The sequence below is a fragment of the Bradyrhizobium archetypum genome (genome assembly GCF_013114835.1).
GTDB lineage: Bacteria > Pseudomonadota > Alphaproteobacteria > Rhizobiales > Xanthobacteraceae > Bradyrhizobium > Bradyrhizobium archetypum.
The window spans coordinates 504,703-527,365 of record NZ_JAAVLW010000006.1; the positions used below are offsets into that span (position 1 = coordinate 504,703).

Sequence of the window (22,663 nt, forward strand, 5' to 3'; positions counted from 1 at the left end):
CTGTTGTCTCCTTAACCAAACCGTCCGGTGATGTAATCCTGGGTGCGTCGATCGCGGGGCGAGGTGAAAATCTTGCTGGTGTCGTCGAATTCGATCAGCTCGCCGAGATACATGAAGGCGGTCTTGTCGGAGACGCGGGCCGCCTGCTGCATATTATGCGTGACGATGGCGATGGTGTAGTCCTCCGACAGTTCCTGGATCAGTTCCTCGATCTTGGCGGTCGAGATCGGGTCGAGCGCCGAGCAGGGTTCGTCGAACAGGATCACCTCGGGGCGCACCGCCACGGTGCGGGCGATACAAAGCCGCTGCTGCTGGCCGCCGGACAGCGAGAGCCCGGAGGCGTTCAGCTTGTCCTTGACCTCGTTCCACAGGGCCCCGCCGCGCAGCGCCTTCTCGACGCGGTCATCCATCTCCGACTTCGAGATCTTCTCGTAGAGGCGGATGCCGAAGGCGATGTTCTCGTAGATCGTCATCGGGAACGGTGTCGGCTTCTGGAACACCATGCCGACGCGGGCGCGCAGCAAATTGAGGTCGAGCTTGGGATCGAGGATATTGGTCTGGTCGAGCAGAAGCTGGCCGGTCGCGCGCTGGCCGGGATAGAGGTCGTACATCCGGTTGAAGATGCGCAGCAGGGTCGACTTGCCGCAGCCGGACGGGCCGATGAAGGCGGTGACGCGGTGGGTGCCGAGCGTCAGGTTGATGTTCTTCAGCGCGTGATGCTCGCCGTAATAGAAGTTGAGGCCGCGCGCGGTCACCTTGGGCGCGGCTTCGGGCAGCGCCACCTGCGGAACGGGTCCGCCTGCGTTACTCACGGATACGGAAAGATCGGTCATTTGGATGTCCTCTCGGCGCCGAGAATGCGCGCGCCAATGTTCAGGGCCAACACGGTGAGCGTGATCAACAAGGCCCCGCTCCAGGCGAGCTCCTTCCAATAGGCATAGGGGCTCTGGACGAAGTTGTTGATGGTGACCGGCAGGTTCGCCATCGTCTTGGTCAGGTTCAGGCTGAAGAACTGGTTGGAAAGGGCAGTGAACAGCAGCGGTGCGGTCTCACCGGCGATGCGGGCGGTGGCGAGCAGGACACCGGTGATCAGGCCGGAGCGCGCGGCGCGGTAGGCGATACGCCGGATCACCAGCGAGCGCGGCAGGCCGAGTGCGGACGCCGCTTCCCGCAAGGGGTTGGGCACCAGCCCCAGCATGTCCTCGGTGGTGCGCACCACCACGGGGATCACGATCACGGCGAGCGCGAGGCAGCCGGCAAAGGCCGAGAAGCCGCCCATCGGCACCACGATGGCGCCGTAGATGAACAGGCCGATGATGATCGACGGCGCGCTCAACAGGATGTCGTTGATGAAGCGGATCACCGAAGTGAGCTTATCGTGCTTGCCGTATTCGGCGAGATAGGTTCCGGCGAACAGGCCAAGCGGCGCGCCGATGCCGACGCCGATCACGGTCATGATGATCGAGCCGATGATGGCATTGCGCAGGCCGCCTTCGGTCGATCCCGGCGGCGGCGTGTCCTGGGTGAAGACGGCGAGGCTGATGCCGGAAAGGCCGTTGTAGAACAGCGTGAACAGGATCAGCGCGAGCCAAGTCACGCCGAACAGGGCGGCGCCCATGCACAGGCCGCGGATGATGATGTCGTTGCGGCGGCGGGAAGCGTAGATCGGGTTCATCTCAGTTCCCCGCCTTCTTTTCCAGCCGCAGCAGCATCAGCCGCGCGGCCGCCAGCACGAAGAAGGTGAGCACAAACAGCAGCAGGCCGAGCAGGATCAGGCCGGACTGGTGCAGCCCGTCGCTCTCGGCAAATTCGGAAGCGATCGCGGCTGAGATCGTGGTGCCCGGCGCGAAGATCGAGGACTGGATTTTGAACGAATTGCCGATAATGAAGGTGACCGCCATGGTCTCGCCAAGCGCGCGGCCGAGCGCCAGCATGATGCCGCCGATCACGCCGACCCGGGTATAGGGGATGACGACGTTGCGGACGACTTCCCAGGTGGTGCAGCCGACGCCATAGGCAGCTTCCTTCAGCACCGGCGGCACAGTCTTGAACACGTCGACCGAGATCGAGGTGATGAAGGGCAGCACCATGATCGCCAAAATCAGCGAGGCGTTGAACAGGCTGAGATAGGACGGCGGACCGCCGAAGATCGTTCCCAGCACGGGAACGCCATCGAACACGCTGATCATGAAGGGCTGGAACGTGTTGGCCAGGAACGGGCCCAGCACGAAGAAGCCCCACATGCCGTAGATGATCGAGGGGATGCCGGCGAGCAGCTCGACGGCAAGCCCGATCGGGCGGCGCAGCCAAAGCGGACAGATTTCAGTAAGAAACACCGCAATGCCAAGGCCGACGGGAATCGCGATCATCATCGCGATCACGGAAGTGATCAGCGTACCGTAGATCGGACCGAGCGCGCCCAGGACCGGCGGATCGGCCGACGGCGCCCAGCGCTGTGTCCACAGAAAGGCCGCGCCATATTCCCGGATCGCGGGCCAGGCGCCGACGATCAACGAGATGATGATGCCGCCGAGGATGAGGAGAACCGAGATCGCGCAGAGGCGCGTGATCCAGTAGAAGGTGATATCGCCAAGCTTGAAAGCGCTGAGGGCCCGGGCGCGATCATAGGGTCCGGCAGCTTCCATCACGTCGCTTTCAACCGCCATCTCTGCCACGCTGATCCCCTGTACCTTTACTTGATCTTATTTGATCCGTCTTGTGCTCCGGATGCGGCGCAGCGCGGGGGCGCTGCACCGCGTCCGCGAAACGAGGCCTCAGCTCTTGATCTCGGAGCTCCAGGTCTTTTCGATCAGCTTGACGACCGATTCCGGCATCGGGATATAGTCGAGCTCTTCGGCCATCTTGGCGCCCTTCTCGAACGACCATTTGAAGAACTTGATGGCTTCCTGGGACGCCGCCTTGTCGGTTGCATCCTTGTGCATCAGGATGAAGGTCGCCGCCGTGATCGGCCAGGAAGCATCGCCCGGCTGGTCGGTCAGGATCACGTAGTAGCCGGGAGCCTTGGCCCAGTCGGCGTTGGAAGCCGCCGCCTGGAACGCTGCAATGGTCGGCTGCACGGTCTTGCCGGCTTTGTTGATCATCGCCGCATAGGTCAGCTTGTTCTGCTTGGCGTAGGCATACTCGACGTAACCGATCGCATTCTTGGTCTGGCCGATATTGCCGGCGACGCCTTCATTGCCCTTGGCGCCGACGCCGGTCGGCCATTCGACCGCGGTGCCGGAACCGACCTTGGCCTTCCATTCGGCGTTCGACTTCGACAGGTAATCGGTGAAGTTGAAGGTGGTGCCCGAACCGTCGGACCGGCGGACCACGGTGATCGCGTCGGCCGGCAGCTTCAGTTTCGGATTGAGCTTTGCGATCGCGGCATCATCCCACTTCTTGATCTTGCCGAGATAGATGTCGCCAAGCACTTCGCCCGACAGCACCAGCTCGCCCGGCTTGACGCCTTCGAGGTTGACGACCGGCACGATCGCGCCCATCACCATCGGCCACTGCACCAGGCCGTCCTTTTCGAGCGTCTCATGCTTGAGCGGCGCGTCGGTGGCGCCGAAGGTCACGGTCTTGGCCTGGATCTGCTTGATGCCGGCGCCGGAGCCGATCGACTGGTAGTTCAGGCCGTTGCCGGTCTCCTTCTTGTAGGCGTCCGCCCACTTCGAATAAATCGGGAAGGGGAAGGTGGCGCCCGCGCCGGTGATATCGGCGGCAAAGGCCGACGTCGACGCGGCGATCAGGCCGGCGGCGACGATTGTCCTGACGAAATTCATGGTTGATCTCCATTTCTGAGCGAAGCGCCGTTGCGCCCGATCGCGCTCATGCCGCCCGTGTAGGGGCGGTCGATAGAGCTTTTACGAAGGTTTGATGACAGTTGGATGACAGGCGCAACCGCCTGAAATCGCTAGACTTTAAGCCGATGTCACGGGCTTGGTCTGGGGAAAGCAGGCGGTGAAAGTGGCGCCGTTTTTGGGCACGCTTTCGATCAAAAGCCGGCCACGATGGCGGTTAAGAATATGTTTCACCAAGGATAAGCCGAGCCCGGTTCCACCCTGCGCGCGGCTGTCGCCGACGTCGACACGGTAGAAGCGCTCGGTCAGCCGCGGCAGATGTTCCGGCGCGATGCCGGGCCCGAAATCCCGGACCTTGACCCGGACTTCCGGGGCGCCCTCGCTCGATGTGGCCTCAGTCAGGGAGACGATCACCCGTCCGCCGGACGCGCCATATTTGAGCGCGTTCTCGATCAGGTTTTCGAATAGCCGCAGCAGCTCCTCGCGGTCGCCCGCCAGCGTCACGGGCGCCTCCGGCAGGTCGATTTCGATCGCGACCTGACGCTCCTTCGCCAGCGGCTCCAACCCGTCGGCGACCTGGCGAATGATCGGCACGATATCGACGCAGGCGTCGGGCCGGACATGGGCCGACAATTCGACCCGCGACAGCGACAACAAATCGTCGATCAGCCGTGCCATCCGCGTTGCCTGCGTATGCATGATCGAGAGAAAGCGCTCGCGCGCCTTGGCATCCTCCTTGGCCGGGCCCTGCAGCGTGTCGATGAAGCCGGACAAGGCGGCGAGCGGCGTGCGCAATTCGTGGCTGGCATTGGCGACGAAATCGGCGCGCATCTCCTCGACCCGCCGCAGCGGCGTCTGGTCGTGGAAGGTCAGCAGCATGCATTTCTCGGTGCCACCGAACAGCGTCGGCACCGGCACCGGCGTGACGATCAGTTCCATCCAGCGGTCGACCGGCACCTGGTCGAGATAGGTCGCCCGGCGCGGCTCACTGGTCGCGATCGCCTCGCGTAGCGCAGTGATGATCTCGGGCGAGCGCAGCGCGAACTGCGCCAGTTCGTTCTTGCGCAGCGCGGGCGCGAGCTGGGCAGCCGCCGCATTGAGATGGATGACGCGCCCGGCACGGTCGAGCAGCACGGCCGGATCCGGCATGCCGGCAACCACCGCGCTGACGGCGGGGGCCTCGACCGGACGGACGGCGCGGACATCCTCCCGGGAATTGACGGCATCATGCAGCCGCCATGGCACCAGCGCCGCGGCGGCGATGCAGATGAAGACAGCCACCGCACGTGCCAGCGAGAGATCGGCCAACAGCACCAGCGCGCACAGGGCGAGGCCTGCGGCAAGCAGGATGATGGCCGAATGCCGCAGCCGGTCCGGCCACGGTGCAAAGAAGGAGGAGGAGCTGGAATCGTCTATCGCCATGGTGCAGGCTTTCTTCCTCTATTCGCGAGGCGCCCGCCGCATCATCAGGCACCCGTGTCTCCGCGCTCGCGCACATAGACGGCGGCCTCATGCCTCGGCTTGGGCTCGGCGGCCTGCGCCAGTTGACGCAGGCGCTTCGATCGCGCACCGATGATAATCTCCCGAAGCGTCAGCAAGATTACAGATATGACAAAGGGCCCGATATAATAGAGGACGCGGAACAACAACATGCCGGCGAGCAGTTCCTCCCGGTCCATCTGCCAGAGGCCGACCAGCATGGCGGCGTCGAAAACGCCGAGCCCGCCCGGGGAATGGCTGGCAAATCCCAACAGCGTGGCGGAGACAAAGATTACCGCGACGACGACGAAGCCGATCTGGGGCTCATCCGGCACCAGCATGTACATCGCCAGCGCGCAGAACCCGAGATCGACGATGCCGATGGCGATCTGCAGCAGCGTCAGCGGGCCGCCCGGCAGTGTCACCGTCCACGGTCCGCGGCCGACACTGCGTGGCTGGGCCCAGACCCAGGCGACATAGCCGACCAGGGCGATGATGATTCCGAACGCCGCGACACGGTTGAGCCAGGGCGGAAGCTGATCGATCGAGGCGGCGGCTTCCGGGTGGTAGGCGATGCCCAGTCCCAGTACCGCGGCATTGCCGAGCCAGAAGGTCAGCCCGGCCAGGAAGCAAATCTTGGCAACGTCGATCGCGTTCAGCCCCCAGGCCGAATAGATCCGGTAACGGACCGCGCCGCCGGTGAAGACGCTGGCGCCGACATTGTGCCCGATCGAATAGGACGTGAAGGCGGCCAGCGCGTTGATGCGATAGGGCACATGGTGCTGGCCGATGGCACGGACGGCGAACCAGTCATAGAAGGTGAGCGTGAAATAGCCTGCCGCCACGAACAGGGCCGCCAGCGCGATCTGGCGCGGCTCGGTCCCCTTGATGGCGTCGATCACCTCATTGGCGTCGATGCCGCGAAGCATGTGATAGAGGACGTAGCACGCAACGGCGATGACCGTGATGCTGATCAAGACCCCGAGCTTGTGCAGCACCTGCTTCTGGCGCAGAAACGAGATCGCCCTGCGTATTGCTTCCAGCATCTACACCTCGAATTGCGCTTCTGCGACGACGACAGTGGCGTGAACCCCGCCGGCGACGCCACGCTGCTCCCTCGCCTTTCTGGTAGCGCGTTTTGGGCCGCAGTGGAATTCGCCTGACGAGAATAAAACGCGTTTCTTCAACATATTAGGCACAGTTGATGACGGCGGCAGCAAGCTTTTGCTGCTTTCCCGCCACCCCATGCCGGTTCCGGACCATAGCCGCGACCGGTCAACAACCCGTGACAATGATGGCGGTGACGCTGGCCGGATCATGGCGCGGTCAGGCCGACGGCGCGCTGCGCGAAACCACCCAGTCGCGCAACCATGATCCGACCGCACAGCCGCAGAGATAGAGCGCGAACATGATCAGGCCGAGATCGAGCCAGTAGCCGAAACGGCCCGGCACCACGCGCCCGAAGGCGGCCGCGACCAGCGCCGCGACCAGGGCGGAAAGCCACCACCGCAGTTTCCGCGAGACACCCTTGCCGCGCTGAACCACGGATATCCAGCCCATGGCAAAGCCGAGCAGCACCGACCCCACCAGCCAGCCCCAGTAGAATGTGGTCAGATAGGCCATGCTCACTTCACCACGAAATCGATGCGCCGGTTCTGCGCCTTGCCCTGATCGTTATCGTTACCCGCAATCGGCTGTGTCGAACCGTAGCCGACCGCGCTGAACCGGTTGGCCGGCAATCCCGCCTTGACCAGGTAGTCGGCGACCGCCTGCGCCCGCCTCTCGGACAGCGCCTGGTTGGCCCCCTCGTCGCCGTCGCTATCGGTATGTCCTGATATCTCGATATTGGCGGTCGGACAGCGCAGCGCCGTTTCGATCAGCCGGTCGAGCAGACCTGCGGAATCCGCGACGATGTCGGCCTTGCCCGGCTCGAAACGGATCCGGGCCTTGCCGAGCAGCTCGGTGAACAATTGCTGGCAGACCGTCGCATCCACCGGCGCTGCGGGCGGCTTGACCGAGATTTCCGGCTTGAACTGCCAGCGTGGCGGAAAATCTTTGCCAAGGCCGGCGCGGATCTGACTGGCGGCGTTTTCATAGAGCGCATCGCCCGACAGCGTCACCTCGCGGTCGGTCACGACGAGCGTGCCGGTTGACAGCCGCGACAGCGCACCGAGCGCAGGCACCACTGCGGCGGCGAAGCCTGATGGCGCGCCGATGCTCTCCTTCAGGTTGTCGACGACCTTTTCGCGAAAGAACTTGCGTCCCGCCGCCGCCACGAGCGCAGCATGGGCGTTGCCATCAGGCACATTGCCGGTCAGCGTCAGCGTCACCGCGACCGGATCCTTGTAGGCCTGGAAGATGTATGGTGGCGCCTTAATGTCGTTGGCCGCGACTGAATAGCCCTCGGGCAGATTTTTCAGCGCCGCGGCGATGGCTTCCCGGCCGCCGAGCTCGCGCGCCATGCCGGACAGGGTAACGCTGGTATCCGACAGCGTGATCTTGCCGTCCTTCAGCTTGCCGACCTGGTCGAGCAGCAACAGCGCGGCATCGTCGAAACGCGGCGGCGCACCGCGTGACAGATTCATCCGGTCGACCACTTCGACGCCGCCGAGATTGGCGCGGGCCGCCTCCATCAGCCGGCCCTTGCTGGCCGGCAGCGGCGAGCTGCCCGATAGCGTCACCCGGACGACATCGCGCTCGGCCGACCAGACAAATGGCTTGGCCTCGGGAACGAGCCTGGTTTCATCGTTAACCAGCCGCACGCCCGGCACCGCTTCCACCGACGCCACCGCGCTCTGCCGGCCGTCTGCCGAGAAAGCATCCGCGGCAAGCGTTACGTCGCGGCCTGCGACCGATATTCGCCTCTTGTCGAGGACGGTATCCTTGAGGGCTGCGACCGAACGCTGCGCCAGATCGGCTTCCAGCGGTTCAGTGCTGGTCCAGGCCGCGATAGCCCAGAAGATGACCAAAGGAATGATGCCCGGCCACCATTTGCCACTCCACCTGAAAAGTCCGTGCATTCGAGTTCCCGCAGGGTCCGGACCGAGAGAAAACAAACCCTTGCGAGGCTGTCAAACCCGAAATGTCGCAGGCGCCGAAGAGCTCCGAAATTAGCCCGGCTAACAGTTTCTTCAGCGATCTTTCGCTAATTTCTGCCCGTAAATAACCGGGCAGCCCCGCACCTCAATGAAACTGCTTCGCAACACCGTCATCCGCGCCGGACTGGAAGCGCTGTACTTCTCCGGAGCGCATTACCTGCTGCGACCGATCTTCGCAGGTGTCGGCGCCATTTTCATGCTGCACCATGTCCGCCCCCGCCGTGACGGCGAGTTTCAGCCCAACCACCATCTCGAAGTCGAACCGGAATTCCTGCGGGCAATGCTGGCGCACCTTCGTACGCTCGATGTCGACATCGTCACCATGGACGAGGTGCATCAGCGGCTTCACGAGCGCAATTTCGCGCGCCGCTTCGTCTGCTTCACCCTCGATGACGGCTATCGCGACAACCGCGATTACGCTTTACCCGTGATGCGCGAATTTGACGCGCCCCTCACCGTCTACGCAACGAGCGATTTCGCTGAAGGCACCGGACGGTTGTGGTGGGTCGCGCTGGAACGGGCGATCGCCAAGGCTTCTTCGATCGAAGCCCTGGTCGGCGGCACCAAGACACGGCTCGACACCTCGACGCCGGCGGCCAAGCAGGCGGCCTTCGACCGCATGCATGACTGGTTGCGTTCACTGCCGACCGAGCACGACCTGCAGCGCGAAATCTCGGCGCTCTGCACGCGGCATGAGGTGGACGAGACTTCGATCGCCCGCGAGCTCTGCATGTCCTGGGAAGAACTGAAGGCGTTCGCGGACGATCCGCTCGTGACGGTCGGCGCCCATACGATCACGCATTGCAACCTGGCGCGGCAGAGCGAAGAGATGGCCTCGTTCGAACTGACTGAGAGCCGCGCGCGGATCGAAGCGGCGCTGCAGCGCCCGATACGTCATCTCGCCTATCCCTATGGCGACCGGGTCGCGGCTGGCCGGCGCGAATTCGCGCTGGCGAAGGCGGCGGGATTCAAGACCGCGGTGACGACACGACCGGGCATGATCTTCCCGGAAAGCGCCGATCACCTGACCGCGCTGCAGCGGGTTTCGCTCAACGGCAACTACCAGGACGCGCGTATCCTCCCGGTCCTGACCTCCGGCGCCGCCACCGCGATGTGGAACGGTTTTCGTCGTATCGACGCGGCCTGAAATCTTTCCACCAGTCGTCCCTGCGAACGCAAGGACCCCTAACCCCAAATGTCAGTTGTTGCACGTAGCTGGAGCGACAGTTCGCCATAACAACGAAGTCCTGTGGTTATGGGGTCCTTGCGTTCGCAGGGAGGACGAAAATTGGCGTCCTTGACTCGCACCGTCCCCCCGCCCAAAACCTCCGCAAGACAATGGAGGAAAGCAATGTTCAAGGATCTGTTCTCGCTTAATGGCCGGATCGCGCTGGTGACGGGCGGCTCGCGCGGCATCGGCAAGATGATCGCGGCTGGCTTTCTCGCGCAGGGCGCGGCGAAGGTCTACATCACCGCGCGCAAGGCCGGTCCCTGCGAAGCGACCGCCAAAGAACTCTCGTCCGCCTATGACGGCGAATGCATCGCGCTGCCGATCGATATCTCCACCGTCGCGGGCTGCGACAAGCTCGCCGGCGAAATCATCAAACTCGAGCCGAAGCTCGACATCCTCGTCAACAATGCCGGCGCGGCGTGGGGCGCGGAATTCGACGAGTTTCCGGAAAGCGGCTGGGACAAAGTGATGGACCTCAACGTCAAATCGCTGTTCTTTCTGACCAAGGCGCTGGCGAAGCCGCTGCGCGCGGCGGCCTCGGCCGAACGGCCGGCCAAGGTGATCAACATTGCGTCGGTCGACGGCATCTTCGTCGCCGCGACGGAGACCTACTCCTATGCCGCGAGCAAGGCCGCGGTGATCCATTTGACGAGGCGCATGGCGGCCAAGCTGATCAAGGACAACATCAACGTCACGGCGATCGCACCGGGCGCCTTCGCATCGGACATGAACCGCGCAGCACGCGACCAGTCCGATGCGGTGGCCAAGCGCGTTCCGGCGCGGCGCATCGGCACCGACGAGGATATGGCCGGTGTTGCGATCTACCTCGCCTCGCGGGCGGGCGACTATGTCGTTGGCAACACGATCGCCGTCGATGGCGGCGTGGTTTACGCCACAGCGGGAAGTGAGATTGCGGGATAGTCAAAACCAGCGTCGTCACGGCGAACGCCGGGACCCATACCGCGTGATGCATCAATTGGGTGCGATGGCAGACGCCATGCCAAAACAACGGCGCCCGGTGGTTATGGGCCCCGGCTCAGGGGCGGGGCGACGGGAGTTCACGTCTCTTTCTCCCCGTATTCGTAATCCGCCTTCGGCGCGTTGGACAATTCGCGCTCCAGCGCTTCGCGGTAACGCAGGCAGCCGCGCAGGAATTTCGGCCAGGGCGGGACGGCTACTTCAGGCGTGACCCGCTCGGGCAGCAATCCCCAGAGATCGGGATGGTGCCAGCATAGATCGTGACCGGTGCTGTCGCGGTGCGCGCGGATGCCGGCCCTGAGGCGCTTCACCTCCGCGACCAGTTGGTCGCGGTTCATTGCTGCAAGGTCCTGATCGGGGTCCATCTACTGCTCCCCGATGAAGGGGTGGTTCAGCTTTCGATCTTCACGTACTCGAAATCGCCGGGCTTGTTGTCGATGCCAACTTTCGGCGGCGATATCCAGGAAGCGAATGCGCCGATTTCGGTCACCGGCTTCATCAGCGAGGCGATGAAGTCGCCATCCTGCGACGAAGGCAACCATTCGCTCCTGCGTTTGTTCCAGGTGGCGTCGTCGATCAGCACGCCCTCGGGAGTGGCATTGATATCCTTGAACTCGCCGATCTGGCGATGGAACGCGACGTTCGGCAGCGTCAGCTTGAACTGATAACCGGCTGTCGAAATCACCTTGTTCCAGCGCAGCATGCCCTTGACGCAATCCTGCGTGTAATCGTCGCGCAGCCGCATGTTGAGCGCGGTCAGCGCCGGCTCGTCGACGCGCTTGATCACGCCGTCGACCAGCTTGAGCACCGGATAGGTGGCGTTCTTGAGCTGGTGATCATCGTCGATCTGCGTCTCCTTGTAGCGGCCTTTGATGCCGGCGTTGAAGGCATTCGCCGCATTGGTCGAAACTTCCGAGCCAAAGAGATCGAGCGACAGCGAATAATGCAGGTTCAGCTTCTTCTGGATCGTCGGAAGATCGATGACGCCGAGCGCGCGCACCTTGGCGATATCGGTGGGATCGGTGATGCCGGCTTCCCTCATCGCCTCGCAAGTGCGCTGTACGACGCGGGTGATTCCGCTCTCGCCGACGAACATATGATGGGCTTCTTCGGTCAGCATGAAGCGGCAGGTGCGCGACAGCGGATCGAAGCCGGATTGCGCCAGCGAGTGCAACTGCATCTTGCCGTCGCGGTCGGTGAAATAGGTGAACATGAAGAACGACAGCCAGTCCGGCGTCGCCTCGTTGAAGGCGCCGAGCATGCGCGGTGAGTCCGCATCGCCGGAGCGGCGGCGCAACAAATCATCGGCCTCCTCACGGCCGTCGCGGCCGAAATATTTCTGCAAGAGATAGACCATCGCCCAGAGATGGCGGCCTTCCTCGACATTGACCTGGAACAGGTTGCGCAGGTCGTAGAGCGAGGGCGCAGTCTTGCCGAGATGGCGCTGCTGCTCGACGGAAGCTGGCTCGGTGTCGCCCTGGATCACGATCAGGCGGCGCAGCATGGCGCGGTATTCGCCGGGGACTTCCTGCCAAGCCGGCTTGCCGTAATGCTCGCCGAAGGGAATGACGCGATTTTCTTCTTGGGGAGCAAGAAGGATGCCCCAGCGATATTCTGGCATTTTCACATAGTCGAACTTGGCCCAGCCGCGCGGATCGACCGAATAGGCGGTGCGCAGATAAACCAGCGACTGCTGGAAACCTTCCGGCCCCATGTCGCCCCACCAGTCCATGTAGCCGGGGTGCCAGCCCTCCAGGGCTTTCAGCACCTGGCGATCTTCGCTGAGATTCACATTGTTCGGAATCTTGGTCGAATAGTCGACGTTCATGTAGTTCATTGGGGCCTCCCGTGTTTGGGGGTGTTTAGCGAATAGCGAATGGCGAGTAGCGAATGGGAAGAAGGGCAACTATTCGCCACTCCCTATTCGCTATTCGCCCCCTTAAACCCTCGTCATGTCGAATTGCGCCTTCTGGCCGGTGCCGTAGCGGCGCAGCGCGCCGTCTTCGCCGACCGCGTTGGGGCGCTGGAAGATCCAGTTCTGCCACGCCGTGAGGCGCGAGAAGATTTTCGATTCCATGGTCTCGGGGCCAACGAAGCGCAGATTGGCTTCCATCCCGGTGAGGCCGTCGGGCGAGAAGGACGTGCGCTCCTCCAGGAACACCCGCACCTCGTCGTCCCAATCGATGTCGTCGAGCGCGAAGGTGACGAGGCCGAGTTCTTCGGCTTCCTCCGCATCGAGCGCCTTGCCGATTGTCGCTTCCGCGCGCTCCAGGTCGGACGGATCGGCCTGGAAACGCGACTGCAGCCGGGTCAGGCCGTGGCTCATCGGATAGGGACCGAAATTCAGCGCGGTGAGCTGGATTGCCGGCGGTGGTCGGTTGTCGCCCTGCCGCGAGCCGATCAGCATGTAGGAGCGGTCTGCGGCGAACACCAGTTCGGCGAGCGTGCCGGCGAAGCAGGAGCCGGGCTCGACCAGCGTCACCAGCGTGCGCGAGGTGACGTCGATGCGCTTCAACACCCTTTTCCAGTAATGCCTGATCTCATTGACCAGCCAGTGCGCCTTGTTGGCTTCGAGGAAGGCGTCGCAGGCCACCACATTGGCGGGATCGCCGTGCGACTTGAACACCAGCATCGCGATCCCGAGCTCGTTGATGCGCAAATGCAGGATCGCATCATCAAGCTCGCGCGCCACCTGCAGCGGCCAGAACGCGGCGCCTTGCGCGATCAGGCCGTCGATATCGGCCGGCGGCGCCGCTTCCGGCGCCTTGATCGAGATCGTCGCGATGCGTGCGGCACGGTCAATGTCGACGTTGACAAAACCGTAGCGGATGCCGCTGTCATCAATGATGCGGTTGAGCGGCGTAAGCGTGATCCCCTTGCCGCTGCCGTTACGCTTCGAGGCGGCGGCGAACGCCTTGGCGCGCTCGGCGACCTTGGCATCGAGCTTGCTGTTCGGCGCGATCTCGTCGACCAGCCGCCAGGCGACGGCGCGCTTGCCCTTGATGCCTTCCTCGATGGTGCAGAAGAAGTCGGCATGGTCGCGGCGCACCTTGCGCTTGTCGACCACGCGCGTCAGCCCGCCGGTGCCCGGCAGCACCGCGAGCAGCGGTACTTCGGGCAGCGCCACGGCGGCGGCGCCGTCGTCGGCGAGGATGATGTGGTCCGTCGCGAGCGCCAGCTCATAGCCGCCGCCGGCCGCGGTGCCGTTGACGACGGTGATGAAGCGCTGGCCGGAATTCTCGGATGAATCCTCAATCCCGTTGCGGGTCTCGTTGGTGAATTTGCAGAAATTGACCTTGTGGGCGTGGGTTGCGCCGGCCAGCATGCGGATGTTGGCGCCGGCGCAGAACACGCGGTTCTTGCCCGAGCGCATCACCACCACTTTCACTTCGGGATGCTCGAAGCGCAACCGCTGCACGGCGTCGGCGAGCTCGATGTCGACGCCGAGGTCGTAGGAATTCAGCTTGAGCTGGTAGCCTTCGAACAGGCCGGCATTCTCGTCGACATCCATCGTCAGCGTTGCGACCTCGCCCTCGACGGCCAGCTTCCAGTGCCGGTAGCGCGATGGTTCGGTTTGAAAATCGATGTATTTCGCGCCGCCTGCGAGCACGCGATCTTCACCGGGCTTTTCACCAGCCATTGGGCCACCCTCTGTCGTTTTCTCTGATTCAGACTTGATCAATTAGATGCACAATAATGCATGTTTTCGAACGAGTCTAGTCGAAAACGCTGGAACATGCATTTTGTTTCATGTTCGGCCGGCAGCCGCGAGGGTCACCCAATCGGTCACGGCAAGCTGCGGGCGGGCCAGTTTGGCCTTGATGAGCGCCGCGAGGCGCGCGACCGGAAAGCTATCGGCAAAGCCGTGGCCACCGGCATTCCGCATCCCCAGCACGTCGATTTCGCCAAGCGCCTCCCCTAGCATGCGCGCGGCGACATGCGGCTTCTGCATGCGCAGCCGCAAATTCGCGGTCGCGATCAGGATACAGGCGCGCAGCAATATCCGTTCGCGGCCGCCCTGCGGCGCCGCCGCCCACACCGCTTCCAGGATCTCCTGCGCCTCCCAGAAGTAGCCGCGGTCGTTGAGCATGATGCCGTAGCGCAGCGCCGGGTGGCGCGCCGGCACGTAGCCCTGGAAGCGCGGCGGCACCAAAGCTGCGATCTGCATCAGGGTTTCGTAATCGGCCCCGGCCTTCTCGGACACGCCTGGCACATAAGCCCATCGCGGCAGCGGCAGATTGCCGGCGCCTGATGGCGGCGCACTCATCGGGGCACCGTCCCGCAAGGCGAAGATGCGTTACGCGGCGCGTCCTTGCGAGCCGTCATCGGCATGCAACAGCGCCTTTGCGAATTCCGTGATCGCATCGAGCGTCGCCTCCGGCGCTTCGCGATGCGGCTGATGTCCCGCGCCCGGAATCACAGTCACATCGACCGGACAGTAGCACTCGTCCCTGGCAATCTCGACCTGGCGCATCGTGCCGTACTGGTCGTCGACGCCTTGCACGATCGCGATCGGCACGCGGATATAGGCGAGATATTCGGAAATATCCCAATTGCGGAAATCGGGATCGAGCCAGGCGTCATTCCAGCCATAGAAGGCGTTATCGACGTGGCGGTGCCAGCGCGACAGCTTGCCCTTCAGATTCGTGGTCTCATAGATGGTCCGGATCTGCGCAATCGAGGCGATCGAAATATTCTCGACGATGAAATGCGGCGCGATCAGCGCGAGACCCTGCACGCGGTGATCCTGATGCGAACCGGCATAGATCGCCGCGATCGAGGCGCCATCGGAATGACCGAGCAGAAGCCCGCGGCGAAAGCCGATCTTGTCGAGCAGCTTCGGCAGCACGTCGAGCGCTTCGATATGCATGTAGTCGAGCGGCCGCGGCAATTTCACCGGCGTCGATGCGCCGTAGCCGGCGCGCGAATAGACGAACACGCCGGCGCCGGTCGCGGCCTGCAGCCTGTCGGGAAAGTCGCCCCACAGCGCGGCCGAGCCGAGGCCCTCATGCAGCATCACGATGGTAGGTGCGCTCTCGGGCGACGGGCCGATCATGCGGTATTCGAGATGCGAGGCGCCAACAGTGAGGAAGCCTGAGGGGGTAAGGGTGGTCATGTGCTAATCTTGCTCCGTCATTCCGGACGGATCGCGAAGCGAGCCGATCCGGAATCTTGAGATTCCGGGTCGCGCTATCGCGCGTCCCGGAATGACGACATCAATTATGTTCCCGCAGCTTGAATCTTTGAATCTTCCCCGTCGCCGTTTTCGGCAGGCTGTCCACCACGTCGATCCAGCGCGGATATTTCCAGGGGCCGATCTTTTGCTTGACGTGCTCCTTCAGCGCCTCATTCAGACCATCGGTCTTGGCGCCGGCGCGCAGCACGACGAAGGCTTTTGGTTTCAGCAGGCCTTCGCTGTCGGCCTCGGGCACCACGGCGGCTTCCAGCACGGCCGGGTGGGTGATCAGCGCGCTCTCGACCTCGAATGGCGAAACCCAGATGCCGGAGACCTTGAACATGTCGTCGCTGCGTCCGCAGAAGGTGTAACGGCCATCAGCATCGCGGACGTACTTGTCGCCGGTGCGAGTCCAATGGCCTTCGAAGGTCGAGCGGCTCTTGGCGCGCTGATTCCAGTAGCCCTCGCCGGCCGAGGGCGCATCGACCAGGAGTTCGCCGACCTCGCCGTCAGCAACCTCGTTGCCCGCTTCATTGACCAGCCGCACCTTGTAGCCGGGTACCGGACGTCCCGACGAACCGTATTTGATGTCGCTGGGCGCGTTCGACAGGAAGATGTGCAACAGCTCGGTCGAGCCGACGCCGTCGAGAATGTCGACGCCGAAACGCGCCTTCCACGCGTTGCCGACCGATTCCGGCAGCGCCTCGCCGGCGGAGGTGCAGATGCGCAAGCGATTGCCGGCGCGGGCGTCCTTCAGCGTCTCGTCGTTGAGCATCGCGGCGAACAGCGTCGGCACGCCGTAGAAGATGGTCGGGTTATATTTGTTCAGCAGCGCAAACATCGCAGCCGGCGTCGGCCGGTCGGTATGCAGGACCGTGGAAGCGCCGACCGACATCGGAAAGGTCATTGCGTTGCCGAGGCCATAGGCGAAGAACAGTTTTGCTGCTGATAAGCAGACATCGTCCTCGCGGATGCCGAGCACCTGTTTTGCATAGGTATCCGCCGTCGCGGCCAGATTGGAGTGCAGGTGCCGCACGCCCTTCGGCATGCCGGTCGAGCCGGACGAATAGAGCCAGAACGCCGGCTCGTCGGGATGCGTCGCGGCGGTCGCAAACGTGTCGCTTTCACGTGCGAGCTCGTCTGAGAGTCTTTTGTGGCCGTGCGCGTCCTTGCCCGACACGACCACGTGCTCGAGATCGGGCATGCGCGTGATGATGTCATTGACGACCGGCAACAGCGCTTCGGAGACGAACAGCACGCGCGCGCGGCAATCCCCGAGAATGTAGGCATATTGCTCCGACGTCAGTAGCGTGTTGAGCGGCACCGGTACGACACCGGCGCGGATCGCGCCGAGAAACACACACGGGAAATCCACCGTATCCAGCATGATCATCGCCACGCGCTCCTCGCGGCGGACGTCGAGCCGGCGCAGCATGTTGGCGACGCGGCGGGTCTGCCGCTGGAGCTCGCTGTAGGTGAGTTCGGAGACCGTATCGGTGAAGGCAAGCTTGGCCCCGCGGCCATCGTCGACATTGCGATCAAGCAGCCAGGTCACCGCATTGTACGAACCGGACGTGCCGCTCACGACGCTTCTCCCTGAGCTTTTAAGAATTATAATTCATACAAAGACACTGGCGCCGCTTGCTGTCAATCCTCATCGGCATTATGTTTCCGAAATACCGCCACTCCATGGGCAGCGCCGAACGAGGCAAATGACCGAGGCCAGCAACCCCGAATCCGGATTTCTCGAGCAGCTCGGCCAGCGTGTGCGCACCATGCGCGCCCTTCGCGGCATGTCGCGAAAGGTGCTGGCCAAGGTATCGGGAATTTCCGAGCGCTACATCGCGCAACTCGAGAGCGGCAAGGGCAATGTCTCGATCGTGCTGCTCAGGCGCGTGTCGAATGCAATGGGCGCCCATCTCGAGGACCTGATTCCGTCCGCCGAGCCGGCGCCCGATTGGGCTGTTATCCGCGATCTCCTGCGCAAGGCAACGCCTGCGCAGATCGCGCAAGCCAAGGATGCACTCGCCGGCGGCGGTGCGGCGGCGCAGCGGCGCATCTCGTTCTCCGGCATCGCGCTGATCGGCCTGCGCGGCGCCGGCAAATCCACGCTCGGCAGGATGCTCGCCAAGAAAATCGGCTGGAAGTTCGTCGAGCTCAACAAGGAGGTCGAGGCGCAGAACGGCCTGTCCGTCGCCGAGATCATCGCACTCTACGGCCAGGAAGGCTTTCGCCGCATGGAGCAGGCGGCGCTGAGCCAATTGCTGGCGCGAAAGGAGTTGATGGTGCTGGCAACCGGCGGCGGCATCGTCTCCGAGCCTTTGACCTTCGATCTGATCCTGTCGTCGTTCTACACGATCTGGATCAAGGCCGATCCGGAAGAGCACATGGCCCGTGTCCGCGGCCAGGGCGATCTGCGCCCGATGGCGGACGATCGCTCCGCTATGGCCGAATTGCGCAACATCCTGATCAGCCGCGAGCCGCTCTACGCCCGCGCCTCCGCCGTGGTCGACACCGCAGGGCTTTCCGTCGACGCGGCGGCTGCGCGCTTAAGCGATGCGGTGACGCCCGTACTCCACGACAAGCACGCATTCGGCCTGCGTAGCGCGGTCTCCTGATTTCTTTTTAAGTTAAGAGGGCGCTATCGGTAAACGCCTGTCTTCGGCCCGGCCGAGGGCGCGCGGTTGTGGTTGCATCCGAAAGCTAGCGCTACCGTTAACCAGCTGCACAATTTTCATGCGAGTGACGACTGCAATACATCCTATAGGGGTGTTACCAAAGCGTTAAACGCATGGGGGACAATCATGCTGGAGCGCCGTCAACACCCGAGAAGCCGCGTCTATTACGGCGGAACGGCGCGATGCTGAGCGGGATGATGCCGGCGGAAGTGACCGCGATCGCCGCATAACGGATGTATGCTTCGCTTCGCTCGCAATGACGATGGAGATGACGTTGCTCCCATCACACCAGCAGCGACTTGACCGAGGCCGCGGTGTCGCGCAATCGCGGCAGGAAGCGCTCGACCATCTCGGCGGCGGAGACGCGGTCGACATGCGCGCCCATATTGATGGCGGCGACGATTGCGCCGTCATAGCGGCGGACCGGCACGGAGACCGAACGAAATCCCGGCTCGGCTTCGCGATCGACCAGCGAATAGCCCTGTGCGCGATCGGCGATGATCGTCTTCAGCAGCCGTTTTTTGTCGGTCACGGTAAACGGCGTCAGCGGGGTAAGCTCCATCCGTTCCAGCGCGGCGGCCAGTTCGTCATCCGGGAGCCGCGACAGTAGGACGCGACCGACCGAGGTGCAGAACGCCGGCAGGCGATAGCCGATATCGATGCCTGACGAGAATATCCGCGTCGGGCTGGCGCGCGCGATGAAGACGACGTCGTTGCCGTCGAGGATCGCCATCGACGAGATTTCCTGCGCCTCACTGGACAATCGATCAAGCGCCGGCTGCAGCACCGAGACGACATGGTTGGAGGCGAGATAGCTTGATGCCAGCGCCAGCACGCGCGGCGTCAGGCGGAACAGCTTGCCGTCACTTGCGACAAAGCCGGCGCGCTCGAGCGTGAAAAGGATGCGCCGCGCGGTCGCGCGCGGCAGCTCAGCCGCCTTGGCGAGGTCGCTAAGCGTCATCGGCTGGCGGCTGCCTCCAAATATTTCGAGCACGCGCAGCCCGCGGTCGAGGCTTTCGATGAAATCGGTCGCGCCGCGGTTGTCTGCGTCCGCCGCGCGCTTAAGCTTGGGCATCGCCGCCTCCATAATCCGCTTGCCTCACGCCCAGCCTACGTTAAAATCGCACAGAAGTTCAATAGGCGAACAAATCTGTCGGAGGCCTCGCCATGATGAGCCAGGAGCAGAACGACCTGATCACCCGCACCGGTCGCAAGGACCCCTGCGGCAAGCTGATGCGGATGTATTGGCAACCGGCGGCGCTGGTCGACGAATTGCAAGGGCCGCGGCCGGTTCGCCCGGTAAAGCTGCTCGGCGAAAACCTCGTGCTGTTTCGCGACGAACAAGGCCGCTATGGCCTGATCGACCGCCACTGCGCGCATCGCGGCGCCGACCTCGCCTTCGGGCGGCTCGAGAACGGCGGCCTGCGCTGCGCCTTCCATGGCTGGCTGTTCGACGTCTCAGGCCAATGCCTGGAGGCACCCGCGGAGCCCAAGGATTCGAAGCTGTGCCAGGGCATCAGGCAGCGCTCCTACCCCGTGGTCGAGAAGAGCGGCATTCTCTGGGCCTTTCTCGGCGAGGGCGAGCCGCCGGCGTTTCCGGAGATCGACTGCTTCGTCGCGCCCGACAGCCATACCTTTACGTTCAAAGGCCATATCAATTGCAACTGGCTGCAGGCGCTGGAAGTCGGCATCGATCCAGCCCACGCCTCGTTCCTGCATCGCTTCTTCGAGGACGAGGACACCTCGACGGCCTATGGCAAGCAATTCCGCGGCGCCTCCGCCGGAAGCGACATGCCGATGACCAGGATCTTGCGCGAATACGACAACCCGATCATCAATGTCGAGCACACCGAATACGGCCTGCGCCTGATCGCGCTGCGCGAACTCGACGAAGAGCGGACGCATGTGCGCGTCACCAACCAGCTCTTCCCGCACGGCTTTGTCATCCCGATGAGCACGGAGATGACGATCACGCAGTGGCACGTGCCGATCGATGACGAGAACTGCTACTGGTACGCGATCTTCACCTCCTACACGACTCCGGTCGACAAGAAGAAGATGCGCGACCAGCGCCTCGAACTGTACGAGTTGCCCGACTACAAATCGCGCAAGAACAAGAGCAACGATTACGGCTTCGATCCACACGAACAGGCGACCGCGACCTACACCGGCATGGGGACCGACATCAATGTCCACGACCAGTGGGCGGTGGAGTCGATGGGCCCGATCCAGGACCGCACCAACGAGCATCTCGGCCAGTCCGACAAGGCGATCGTGCAGTATCGCCGCCTCTTGCGGCAGGAGATCGAAAAGGTGGTCGGCGGCGCAAAGCCGATGCTGTTCCTGGACGCGGCGCATGCGCGCTCGATTCAGGGCCCGGCGACGATGGACGGCATCGGGCCGACGTTAGGCTGGGAAATCTACTGGATGGAAGTCGACGTCAAGCGCCGCCGCGGTGCGCCGTGGGCTGCGCCGGTGCCGGCGGAGATTGCGGGAAAGGTTACGCATCTGACGGCGGCGGAGTGATGATCTCTCCACCGTCATTGCGAGCGCAGCGGAGCAATCCACGCCTCAATGCAAGGATAGATGGATTGCTTCGTCGCTTCGCTCCTTGCAATGACGCGGTAGGTTCAAGCGAGCTTTCGGGGGATTGGCGTTGAGTTTCGTTAAACGTCACGGGCTCTGGTCTGGGGAGCAGCAGGAGGCGGCGAGCCGCCTGCGCAAAATCGTCGAAGAGAAGAATCTCGAAGTCATCCGACTGTCGTTCCCCGACCAGCACGGTATCCTGCGCGGCAAGGCGCTGATCGCGAGTGAAGCGCTTGCCTCGCTGGAGAGCGGTTGCTCGATCACCACAACGATGCTCGCCAAGGACACCTCGCACAAGACGGTGTTTCCGGTGTTCACATCGGGCGGCGGCTTCGGCATGAAGGAGATGGAAGGCGCCGCCGACGTGCTGATGGTGGCTGACCCCGCTACCTTCCGCGTACTGCCCTGGGCGCCGACCACGGGCCTTCTGCTCTGCGACCTCTATTTCAACGACGGCCGCCCCGTGCCGTTCGCCACACGCCACCTCTATCGCAAGGTGCTCGATCAGTTGGCACAGCGCGGCTACGATTTTGTCGCGGGGCTCGAGGTCGAATTCCATCTCTTCAAGCTCGACGATGCGCATATGGCGCCGGAAGACGCCGGCCAGCCCGGGCGGCCGCCGTCCGTCAGCCTGCTCTCGCACGGCTATCAATATCTGACCGAGCAGCGTTACGACCAGATGGAGCCGGCGCTGGAAATCATCCGCCGCGACGTGCTGGCGCTCGGGCTTCCCCTGCGCTCGGTCGAGGTCGAGTTCGGGCCGAGCCAGTGCGAATTCACCTTCCAGCCGACCAAAGGATTGGTGCCCGCCGACAACATGGTGCTGTTCCGCTCGGCCGTGAAGCAGATCGCGCATCGCCACGGCTATCACGCCACCTTCATGTGCCGGCCGAAACTGCCCAATGTATTCGCCTCCGGCTGGCATTTGCATCAATCGCTGGTCTCGCGCGCCAGCGGCGAGAATGCGTTCATGGCCAAGAATGGCAGCGAGCCGCTGAGCCCGTTCGCCAGGCACTACCTGGCGGGCCTGCTGGAGCACGCCCGCGCCTCCACCGTGTTCACGACGCCGACCATCAACGGCTACAAGCGCTACCGCTCCTATTCGCTAGCGCCCGATCGCGCAATCTGGGGCCGCGACAATCGCGGCGTCATGATCCGCGTGCTCGGCGGACCCAATGATGCCGCGACGCGGCTTGAAAACCGCATCGGCGAGCCGGCAGCCAACCCGTATCTCTACATGGCCTCGCAGATTCTCTCCGGCCTCGACGGCGTCGACCGCGAGCTCGATCCGGAGCCGTCGGCCGATACGCCGTACGAGACCAAGGCCGCGCTATTGCCAAAGAGCCTTCGCGAAGCAGTCTTCGCGCTGCAGGACGACCCGTTCTTCCGGCAGGCACTGGGCGCAGAATTCGTGGATTATTACGTCCACATCAAGAACGCGGAGATCGAGCGCTTTCAGGCCGAAGTGTCGGACTGGGAGCACCGCGAATATTTCGAGATGTTTTGAGGGGGCCATTCTCTCGTCGTCCCGGCGAACGCCGCGACCCATGACCACAAACGTTAGTGTTTACGACAGGTGGTCGAACAGCGTTCCTTGAATCGATAGATCACGCGGTATGGGTCCGGGCGTTCGC

At 63.3% G+C, this 22,663-nt stretch carries 20 protein-coding genes; 5 read left to right on the forward strand and 15 right to left on the reverse strand.

Annotated elements, in window-relative coordinates; genetic code table 11:
* Positions 1-11: 11 nt before the first annotated feature.
* From pstB to HCN50_RS22650, 8 genes are all read right to left on the reverse strand, one after another.
* Positions 12-833: a phosphate ABC transporter ATP-binding protein PstB gene (gene pstB / locus HCN50_RS22615; RefSeq protein WP_171711947.1), complete on the reverse strand. Its 822-nt coding sequence runs from the start codon at positions 831-833 to the stop codon at positions 12-14.
* Positions 830-1,675: a phosphate ABC transporter permease PstA gene (gene pstA / locus HCN50_RS22620; RefSeq protein WP_171711948.1), complete on the reverse strand. Its 846-nt coding sequence runs from the start codon at positions 1,673-1,675 to the stop codon at positions 830-832. Before pstA ends, pstB begins: the two co-directional genes overlap by 4 nt.
* Position 1,676: 1 nt before the next feature.
* Complete coding sequence (pstC, locus tag HCN50_RS22625; RefSeq protein ID WP_171712075.1) at positions 1,677-2,666, reverse strand: phosphate ABC transporter permease subunit PstC; 990 nt, start codon at positions 2,664-2,666, stop codon at positions 1,677-1,679.
* 108 nt (positions 2,667-2,774) lie between these two features.
* Positions 2,775-3,785 (reverse strand): phosphate ABC transporter substrate-binding protein PstS, encoded by a 1,011-nt coding sequence (gene pstS / locus HCN50_RS22630; protein ID WP_171711950.1) that lies wholly within the window; start codon positions 3,783-3,785, stop codon positions 2,775-2,777.
* Between the two features lie 138 nt (positions 3,786-3,923).
* Positions 3,924-5,225, reverse strand: a complete 1,302-nt coding sequence (locus HCN50_RS22635; RefSeq protein WP_171711952.1) for an ATP-binding protein — start codon at positions 5,223-5,225, stop codon at positions 3,924-3,926.
* Between the two features lie 44 nt (positions 5,226-5,269).
* Positions 5,270-6,328 carry a lysylphosphatidylglycerol synthase domain-containing protein gene (locus tag HCN50_RS22640; protein ID WP_171711954.1) on the reverse strand — a complete coding sequence of 353 codons (1,059 nt, stop codon included), beginning with the start codon at positions 6,326-6,328 and terminating at the stop codon, positions 5,270-5,272.
* 280 nt (positions 6,329-6,608) lie between these two features.
* The gene (locus HCN50_RS22645) at positions 6,609-6,905 is read right to left on the reverse strand and encodes a hypothetical protein (RefSeq protein ID WP_171711955.1); all 297 of its coding nucleotides are present in this window, start codon (positions 6,903-6,905) and stop codon (positions 6,609-6,611) included.
* 2 nt (positions 6,906-6,907) lie between these two features.
* Positions 6,908-8,302, reverse strand: a complete 1,395-nt coding sequence (locus HCN50_RS22650; protein WP_171711956.1) for an OmpA family protein — start codon at positions 8,300-8,302, stop codon at positions 6,908-6,910.
* Between the two features lie 166 nt (positions 8,303-8,468).
* Here HCN50_RS22650 and HCN50_RS22655 point away from each other — a divergent pair, with 166 nt between their 5' ends.
* Both HCN50_RS22655 and HCN50_RS22660 read left to right on the forward strand, forming a co-directional pair.
* Positions 8,469-9,527 (forward strand): polysaccharide deacetylase family protein, encoded by a 1,059-nt coding sequence (locus tag HCN50_RS22655; RefSeq protein ID WP_171711957.1) that lies wholly within the window; start codon positions 8,469-8,471, stop codon positions 9,525-9,527.
* 204 nt (positions 9,528-9,731) lie between these two features.
* The gene (locus HCN50_RS22660; protein WP_171711958.1) at positions 9,732-10,532 is read left to right on the forward strand and encodes an SDR family NAD(P)-dependent oxidoreductase; all 801 of its coding nucleotides are present in this window, start codon (positions 9,732-9,734) and stop codon (positions 10,530-10,532) included.
* A 137-nt stretch (positions 10,533-10,669) separates the two neighbouring features.
* Here the strand turns inward: HCN50_RS22660 and HCN50_RS22665 are convergent, their stop codons facing one another.
* The 6 genes from HCN50_RS22665 to HCN50_RS22690 form a co-directional block, all read right to left on the reverse strand.
* Entirely contained in the window at positions 10,670-10,954 is a 285-nt protein-coding gene (locus HCN50_RS22665; protein WP_171711959.1) for a hypothetical protein, read from the reverse strand.
* 26 nt (positions 10,955-10,980) lie between these two features.
* On the reverse strand, positions 10,981-12,417 hold the full coding sequence (gene boxB / locus HCN50_RS22670; RefSeq protein ID WP_171712076.1) for a benzoyl-CoA 2,3-epoxidase subunit BoxB: 1,437 nt from the start codon (positions 12,415-12,417) through the stop codon (positions 10,981-10,983).
* 111 nt (positions 12,418-12,528) lie between these two features.
* The gene (boxC, locus tag HCN50_RS22675; RefSeq protein ID WP_171711960.1) at positions 12,529-14,229 is read right to left on the reverse strand and encodes a 2,3-epoxybenzoyl-CoA dihydrolase; all 1,701 of its coding nucleotides are present in this window, start codon (positions 14,227-14,229) and stop codon (positions 12,529-12,531) included.
* A 108-nt stretch (positions 14,230-14,337) separates the two neighbouring features.
* Positions 14,338-14,856, reverse strand: coding sequence for a DUF309 domain-containing protein (locus HCN50_RS22680; protein WP_171711962.1), 519 nt, complete (start codon positions 14,854-14,856; stop codon positions 14,338-14,340).
* Positions 14,857-14,886: 30 nt separating this feature from the next.
* The gene (locus HCN50_RS22685) at positions 14,887-15,705 is read right to left on the reverse strand and encodes an alpha/beta fold hydrolase (RefSeq protein WP_171711964.1); all 819 of its coding nucleotides are present in this window, start codon (positions 15,703-15,705) and stop codon (positions 14,887-14,889) included.
* A gap of 100 nt (positions 15,706-15,805) precedes the next feature.
* On the reverse strand, positions 15,806-17,350 hold the full coding sequence (locus HCN50_RS22690) for a benzoate-CoA ligase family protein (protein WP_171711966.1): 1,545 nt from the start codon (positions 17,348-17,350) through the stop codon (positions 15,806-15,808).
* 91 nt (positions 17,351-17,441) lie between these two features.
* On the opposite strand from HCN50_RS22690, the gene HCN50_RS22695 reads away from it, so the two are divergent.
* On the forward strand, positions 17,442-18,383 hold the full coding sequence (locus tag HCN50_RS22695; RefSeq protein ID WP_311968119.1) for a helix-turn-helix transcriptional regulator: 942 nt from the start codon (positions 17,442-17,444) through the stop codon (positions 18,381-18,383).
* A 343-nt stretch (positions 18,384-18,726) separates the two neighbouring features.
* Here HCN50_RS22695 and HCN50_RS22700 read toward each other — a convergent pair whose 3' ends face one another.
* Positions 18,727-19,518 carry an IclR family transcriptional regulator domain-containing protein gene (locus HCN50_RS22700; RefSeq protein ID WP_171711970.1) on the reverse strand — a complete coding sequence of 264 codons (792 nt, stop codon included), beginning with the start codon at positions 19,516-19,518 and terminating at the stop codon, positions 18,727-18,729.
* Positions 19,519-19,610: 92 nt separating this feature from the next.
* Between HCN50_RS22700 and HCN50_RS22705 the strand changes: the two genes are divergently transcribed.
* Entirely contained in the window at positions 19,611-20,969 is a 1,359-nt protein-coding gene (locus tag HCN50_RS22705; protein WP_171711973.1) for an aromatic ring-hydroxylating dioxygenase subunit alpha, read from the forward strand.
* 130 nt (positions 20,970-21,099) lie between these two features.
* Positions 21,100-22,536 (forward strand): glutamine synthetase family protein, encoded by a 1,437-nt coding sequence (locus HCN50_RS22710; protein WP_171711975.1) that lies wholly within the window; start codon positions 21,100-21,102, stop codon positions 22,534-22,536.
* The last annotated feature ends 127 nt before the right edge of the window (positions 22,537-22,663 follow it).

What these genes read in the sequence shown, in the direction of transcription:
- HCN50_RS22645 (WP_171711955.1), bottom strand. Translation starts at nt 6,905, where the DNA reads ATGGCCTATCTGACCACATTCTACTGGGGCTGGCTGGTGGGGTCGGTG.
- HCN50_RS22665 (WP_171711959.1), bottom strand. Translation starts at nt 10,954, where the DNA reads ATGGACCCCGATCAGGACCTTGCAGCAATGAACCGCGACCAACTGGTC.
- HCN50_RS22680 (WP_171711962.1), bottom strand. Translation starts at nt 14,856, where the DNA reads ATGAGTGCGCCGCCATCAGGCGCCGGCAATCTGCCGCTGCCGCGATGG.
- boxB (WP_171712076.1), bottom strand. Translation starts at nt 12,417, where the DNA reads ATGAACGTCGACTATTCGACCAAGATTCCGAACAATGTGAATCTCAGC.
- HCN50_RS22655 (WP_171711957.1), top strand. Translation starts at nt 8,469, where the DNA reads ATGAAACTGCTTCGCAACACCGTCATCCGCGCCGGACTGGAAGCGCTG.
- pstS (WP_171711950.1), bottom strand. Translation starts at nt 3,785, where the DNA reads ATGAATTTCGTCAGGACAATCGTCGCCGCCGGCCTGATCGCCGCGTCG.
- pstB (WP_171711947.1), bottom strand. Translation starts at nt 833, where the DNA reads ATGACCGATCTTTCCGTATCCGTGAGTAACGCAGGCGGACCCGTTCCG.
- HCN50_RS22705 (WP_171711973.1), top strand. Translation starts at nt 19,611, where the DNA reads ATGATGAGCCAGGAGCAGAACGACCTGATCACCCGCACCGGTCGCAAG.
- HCN50_RS22640 (WP_171711954.1), bottom strand. Translation starts at nt 6,328, where the DNA reads ATGCTGGAAGCAATACGCAGGGCGATCTCGTTTCTGCGCCAGAAGCAG.
- pstC (WP_171712075.1), bottom strand. Translation starts at nt 2,666, where the DNA reads ATGGCGGTTGAAAGCGACGTGATGGAAGCTGCCGGACCCTATGATCGC.
- HCN50_RS22650 (WP_171711956.1), bottom strand. Translation starts at nt 8,302, where the DNA reads ATGCACGGACTTTTCAGGTGGAGTGGCAAATGGTGGCCGGGCATCATT.
- boxC (WP_171711960.1), bottom strand. Translation starts at nt 14,229, where the DNA reads ATGGCTGGTGAAAAGCCCGGTGAAGATCGCGTGCTCGCAGGCGGCGCG.
- HCN50_RS22685 (WP_171711964.1), bottom strand. Translation starts at nt 15,705, where the DNA reads ATGACCACCCTTACCCCCTCAGGCTTCCTCACTGTTGGCGCCTCGCAT.
- pstA (WP_171711948.1), bottom strand. Translation starts at nt 1,675, where the DNA reads ATGAACCCGATCTACGCTTCCCGCCGCCGCAACGACATCATCATCCGC.
- HCN50_RS22700 (WP_171711970.1), bottom strand. Translation starts at nt 19,518, where the DNA reads ATGCCCAAGCTTAAGCGCGCGGCGGACGCAGACAACCGCGGCGCGACC.
- HCN50_RS22660 (WP_171711958.1), top strand. Translation starts at nt 9,732, where the DNA reads ATGTTCAAGGATCTGTTCTCGCTTAATGGCCGGATCGCGCTGGTGACG.
- HCN50_RS22635 (WP_171711952.1), bottom strand. Translation starts at nt 5,225, where the DNA reads ATGGCGATAGACGATTCCAGCTCCTCCTCCTTCTTTGCACCGTGGCCG.